Origin of the sequence: Streptomyces sp. HSW2009, assembly GCF_040240285.1 — a bacterium.
In the GTDB taxonomy this organism is placed as follows: Bacteria; Actinomycetota; Actinomycetes; order Streptomycetales; family Streptomycetaceae; genus Streptomyces.
Map to the genome: position 1 here is coordinate 1 of NZ_JBEHZD010000524.1, position 5,381 is coordinate 5,381.

Below are 5,381 nucleotides of genomic sequence, written 5' to 3' on the forward strand. Positions count from 1 at the left end.
GGGGCGGGCGGCACGGGGGGCTCGGCGGCGCGGACGGCCGGCGGGGCGGCGGGGCCGGGCAGCGGAGCGGCCGGACCAGAGGGTGGGGCGGCAGGGGTGCGCGAGGGGGCCCAGTCGCCGGCCAGGTCGCGGTAGAGGGGGCTGGTGGTGAGGAGTTCGTGGTGGCTGCCGCTCGCCGTGTGCCGGCCGTCCATCACCAGCACCCGGTCGGCCCGGCGGGCGGAGCTGATGCGGTGCGCGATCACGATCAGCGTGCCGCCGGGGCGGTCCGCGAACGCCTGCTCAGCCCGGGCCTCGGCGGCCGGGTCCAGATGGCAGGTGGCCTCGTCGAGCAGGGCCACCGGGGCCGGCGAGAGGTAGGCGCGGGCCAGCGCGACCTGTTGCCGCTCGCCCGCCGAGAGCGCGGCCGGCCGCACCTCGCCGGTCAGCCCGCCGAGCCGGTCCACGAGCGGCCCGAGCCCGATCGCGGCGACGGCCGCCCACAGTTCGGGCGCGGGCACGGGACCGGCCCGTAGATAGCCGAGGTTGTCGGCGACGGTGCCGGTGAACACGTACGCCTCCTGCGGGATCAGCACCCGCGCGGCGGCCCGTTCGGCGGGGCCCTGGCCTGCCACCGGGACACCGCCGAGCGCCACCTCGCCGGCGCGCGGCTCCAACAGCCCGGCGATCAGCCCCGCCAAAGTCGACTTGCCGATACCGCTCGGCCCCACCACCGCCAGCCACCCACCGGCCGGCACATCGAGGTCGAGACCGCGGACGACGGGCTCGGCGTGCGCCCCGTACGCGAAGGTGACCCCCCGCAGTGCGACGGTCCCACGGCCACCTCGGCGTACGGGACCGGCCGCCGACCGACCAGGGGCGGCCTCCGGCCCGGCGCCAGCCGCGCCGTCGTGGCCGACCGGGGACGCCTGTCGCGCGGTCGGCCCCGCAGCCGCCGGAGCCGCTTCGGCGTTCGGGGCCGAGGCTGCTTCGGGGTTCGGATACGGGGCCGCTCGGGAGTCCCGGGCCTGCGCCGCCTCGACGTGCGGAGCCGGGGCAGCTTCGGGGTCCTGAGCCGATGGCCAATCCGGGTCCGGGTCCGGGTCCGGGTCCGTGAGGCGGCGGATGACCACCGCCAGCCGGGAGCCGCTCAGGCCCACGCCCTGGATGAGGGCCTGGAGCGCGGGCAGCAGCGACTGGGTGAGGTAGGTGAGGGCGCCGACCAGGGCGCCCGCCGTGACGCCACGGTCCAGCAGCCAGGGCGTGGCGACCAACAGCAGGACCACCGGGAGCCGCCCGCCGATGCCGAGCGCCGCTTCCCTGACCATCCCCCACCTGGCCAGCGAGCACGCGGCGGCGGCCTCGGCCGCGATCCGCACCTCGGCCTCGGCCGCCACCCTCTCCTCCGCTCCGGCCGCGGTGATGTCCCGCAGTCCGGCGGCGGCCCGGCCGAGTTCCGCCGCGATCGCCTCGTCGGCGACCAGGAAGGTCTCCTGCCGACGGGCCATCGGGCGCAGCGAGGCGAGGAACAGGGCCAACCCCAAAAGCAGCGGCGGCAGTACGACCAGCAGCAGCACCGGGGCCAGCGAGAACAGTCCGACCAGCGCACCGGCCGCGACGAACACGAACGAGCGGGCGACCATGACCAGCCCGGCGAAGGTCTCCCTGGCGATCTCGACCTGGTGGGTGAGGCGCGAGACGGCGGTGCTCTCGCCGGCGCCCGCGCCCCCGCCCACCGCGTCCCGCACCGCACGGTCGACCACTCGCCGCGCGAGCCCGTCCCGCAGCGGTTCCACGAGCGCGGCCACCTCGCGGTAGACCCGCCCGGTCCCGTACGCGCCGACGACGACGGCGAGCGCGGCCAGCGCCAGCCAGCCGAGGCCGGTGCCGCGCTCCCCCGCAAGGAAGCCGTCGTCCAACGCGCGGGCCAGCGCGTATCCGGTGAGGAACGTCTGCCCGGCCTCCAGCACCGACCAGCCCGCCAACCGCCCGAGCACCCGCCACCGCCGCCCCAGGAAGCGCAATCCTGCCGCGTACGGCCGAACGGTGCTGCTGCTCGCGCTGGTGGCGGTGCCGAGGGAATTGCCGGCCCCCGTGCTCGCGCTCCCGCCCGTCCTCGCACGCGTACTGCTGCTGCCGTCGTTCGTGTCGCGGTCGCCTGCCGGTGGCGCGGTGTCCCGGCGGCGGGGCGGCGGGGTGGGGCCCGGGGCCGGTCGCGTGCCGTCAGACATCGGCTGCCCCCTCCGGTCGGGTGTCGGTGCGCGCGCCGGCCCCGGCGGACGCCAGGTCCTGGCCCGGCGAGGCGTCGAAGACGGCGCGGTAGTCGGGGTGTTGCCACAGTTCGTGGTGCGGGGCCAGGGCGCGGAGTGTGCCGTCGGCGAGCCAGGCCACCAGGTCGGCGCGGGCGGCGGTGCTGGCGCGGTGCGCGACGATCAGGCACGTACGGCGGTTTCGCTGCTCCCACAGGGCGGCGCTGACCTGGCGTTCGGTGACCATGTCCAGGCTTGAGGTCGCGTCGTCCAGGATGAGCAGCCGGCCCGGGTGAGCGAACGCCCTGGCCAGGCCCAGGCGTTGGACCTCGCCGCCGGAGAGCGGGGCGCCTGCGCACGGGGTCGCGTACCCGTCCGGCAGCAACCGGATGAAGTCGTCCGCGCGGGCCGCGCGGGCCGCGGCGGCGACCTCGTCCGGTGACGGTGCGGCCGGGCCGAAGGCGATGGTGCCGCCGACGGTGCCGCCGAGCAGCGCCGGCCGCTGGAAGGCGTAGCCGATCGCGTGGCGCAGCACCGCGTGGCGGAGTTCGGGCAGCGGCACGCCGTCCAGCAGGACCTGTCCTTCGTCCGGGTCGGTGAGCCGTCCCGCGACCGCGGCGAGCAGCGACTTGCCCGATCCGGACCGTCCGACGACGGCCACCGTCCGCCCGCCGGGGACGCACAGCGTGACCCCCCGCAGGACCTGCCGGCCGCCGCGCGCGACGCCGACCCCGCGCAGCTCCAACGTGCCGGGCCGGTCCGGTTCCGCGCCGTCGCCCGCGGGCGCGCGGGAGGCGCCGGCGGTACGGGTGAGGGTGCGGGTGCCGTAGTCGGGCGGCGCGGGGGCGAGGACCTGGGCCAGCCGGCGGGCCGCGGCGCGGCTGCGGACCAGTGCGTTGATGCGGCCGACGACCATGCCGATGCCGGTGGCCAGGGCGGCGTAGCGGGAGGCGGCGAGGAGGCTGCCGACGCTGAGGCCGCCCGCGGCGAGGCGGACGCCGGCGACCGCGAGCACCAGGATCTGGAGCAGCGGGAGGACGGCCGCGGCCTGCGCGCTCGCCCGGCCCTGGACCCGCCACATGCGGTGGCCGTGCCGGCCGAGTTCGGGCAGGCCGGCCAGGATGCGGGCGCGTTCGCGCGCGGCGGTGCCGGCGGCGGCCCCCGTGCGGGCCCCGTGCAGCGTCTCCACCAGTCGGCCGGCGCTCTCGCCCTGGCCCTGCTGGTAGCGGGCGACGCTGTCGGAGGTGTCCCGTACGAACGTGCGCAGCAGCACGCCGAGGACCGGCAGGCCGACGAGGAAGGCGAGGGCCAACCACGGGTCGATGAGGACGAGGGCGACGAGTCCGCCGAGGGGGGTGAGGACGGCGGCGAGGGTCGCGGCGAGCGTGGTCGGGGCGGTGCCGGTGTGGACGGCGTTGCCGACGAGCCGGGACACCAGGTCGCCGTGGGCGAGCCCGTCGCGCCGCTCCCCCACGGCGAGTGCGTGGCGCAGCGTGTGGCGCCGTACCCAGGCGGTGGCGCGGGCGTTGGTGGCGCCGGTGAGCAGTCCGCTCAGCGCGTCCAGGACGACCAGCAGCCCGGTGAGGGCCACACAGCCGACGACCCAGCGCCCGGTGGCGGCGCCCCCGTCACCCGCGCCGTCGGCGAGCAGCAGGTCGACCGTGTGCCCGACCGCGGCCGGCAGCGCGAGCCCGGCTCCGGCGGCGAGGGTGCTCACCAGGCCGAGCGCGAGGGACCTGCCCGCGGTGTGCCGAAGTACGTCCCGCAGCAGCCGGTCGGCGATCCGTACGGTCTGCGGGTCGGCCGCGGGTTCGGCGGACGCGGCCGGGGCGGCGTCGGGGGCCGGGGCGGGAGCGGAGGCGCGGGCGGAGCTGGGGGTGGAGGCAGCGGCAGCGGTGGGGGGGGAGGCAGCGGCAGCGGTGGGGCCCAGGGTGGTGGGGTGGTGGTCGGCGGTGGAGGCCATGTGCGGCGGTTCCTTCGCGGGTGGGTGGGACGACGGTCCCGGGCAGGGGCCACTCTGCCCGGGACCGCGTCCTGATCGGCCGTTAGCGAACCGGCCGACCCTCGGTGTTCACCATCCGTGCGCAGCGCCCGCCGTACAGCGGGGCGCGGTGGCTCAGAGGCAGAGGAGCAGGCTGACGTTGCTGTCGCAGAGCAGCAGGCTCGCGGTGCTCTCGTCGCCGCCGTGGCCGGAGAGGACGTCGTCGGACTCCAGCATCTGAAGGTCGAGAAGCGACATGGTGTCTTCCTTTCGTAGGCCCGCCCGAGGGGCGGTGGTGACGGTTGTGCATACGGACCCCCGACGGGGGACCGGCTCTAGGGCCGCCGGAGCGGCGGGAGGAAGGGCAGTGCGGCGGGTTCGGGGCGCAGCGCCGCGCCGAGCGCGAGCAGACACCCCGCTCCCCCAGTGCCGAGGTCCATGGAGAGGCGCATCATCTGGTCGCCGGGGAAGGCGAGTTGCCCGCGGTACGGCATGGCGTACCAGCTCAACTCGGTTATCTGGTCAGCCAGTTGGCGCCCGAAGGGGCGTTGCGCGCGGTCGGTGGGCGGCGCGGCGGGCGGTGGCGCGGCACCGGCTGGACGTTGCGCGCCGGGTGCCGCACCGGACGCCGGGTCGGCGGCCTGTTCGGCGTACGGGCCCGGGGCGCGGGCAGCGTCGGCGGCGGTGCGGCTGAGGTGCACGATCATGCCGGCGCGGCCGTTGAAGAGCCCGGGCTGCGCGTAGTACCGCATCTGTGCCGCGGGCGCGATGGCGTCCCTGGCCTGCCGTAGCCGCTCGACGTCGCGGTGCGCCAGGAAGCTGTCGAGCACCATGCCGATGCCCACGCTGCCCGCGCCCAGGTAGGGCATGGTGCGGATGCGTTCGTCGACGACCAGGGTGCCGTGCCGGTCGGTCACGCACCGGTCCAGGTCCCGACAGAGTGCGCGCTCCGCGAGGTCCAACAGGGCCGGGTCGCCGTGGTGTTCGTACAGCCGCAGGAAGAGCAGGGCCGGGCCCGATGCGCCGTAGAGCAGCCCGGCGCGCCCCCGGGGCCGGCCGGCCGCGCCCCCCCGGCCGCCCCGGCCCCGGGGGGGCGGGGGGGGGGGGGGGGGGGGGGGGGGGGGGGGGGCGGGGGGGGGGGGGGGGGGGGGGGGGGGGGGGGGGGGGGGGGG

3 protein-coding genes and 1 pseudogene are annotated in these 5,381 nt (G+C 77.5%); all 4 read right to left on the reverse strand.

What is annotated here, in order from left to right:
- Positions 1–2,210 (reverse strand): ATP-binding cassette domain-containing protein (locus AAHZ94_RS27805; RefSeq protein ID WP_349996249.1); only part of this gene is annotated, 2,210 nt, incomplete at its 3' end.
- Positions 2,203–4,191 carry an ABC transporter ATP-binding protein gene (locus tag AAHZ94_RS27810; RefSeq protein ID WP_349996250.1) on the reverse strand — a complete coding sequence of 663 codons (1,989 nt, stop codon included), beginning with the start codon at positions 4,189–4,191 and terminating at the stop codon, positions 2,203–2,205. The genes AAHZ94_RS27805 and AAHZ94_RS27810, both read right to left, overlap by 8 nt.
- 153 nt (positions 4,192–4,344) lie before the next feature.
- The gene (locus tag AAHZ94_RS27815; protein WP_349996251.1) at positions 4,345–4,467 is read right to left on the reverse strand and encodes a SapB/AmfS family lanthipeptide; all 123 of its coding nucleotides are present in this window, start codon (positions 4,465–4,467) and stop codon (positions 4,345–4,347) included.
- Positions 4,468–4,544: 77 nt separating this feature from the next.
- Positions 4,545–5,381, reverse strand: a pseudogene (locus AAHZ94_RS27820) (hypothetical protein); the annotation flags it as partial.

Bases quoted from the DNA above. Each gene is read 5' to 3' on its own strand.
- AAHZ94_RS27810 (WP_349996250.1), bottom strand. From the start codon at position 4,191: ATGGCCTCCACCGCCGACCACCACCCCACCACCCTGGGCCCCACCGCT.
- AAHZ94_RS27815 (WP_349996251.1), bottom strand. From the start codon at position 4,467: ATGTCGCTTCTCGACCTTCAGATGCTGGAGTCCGACGACGTCCTCTCC.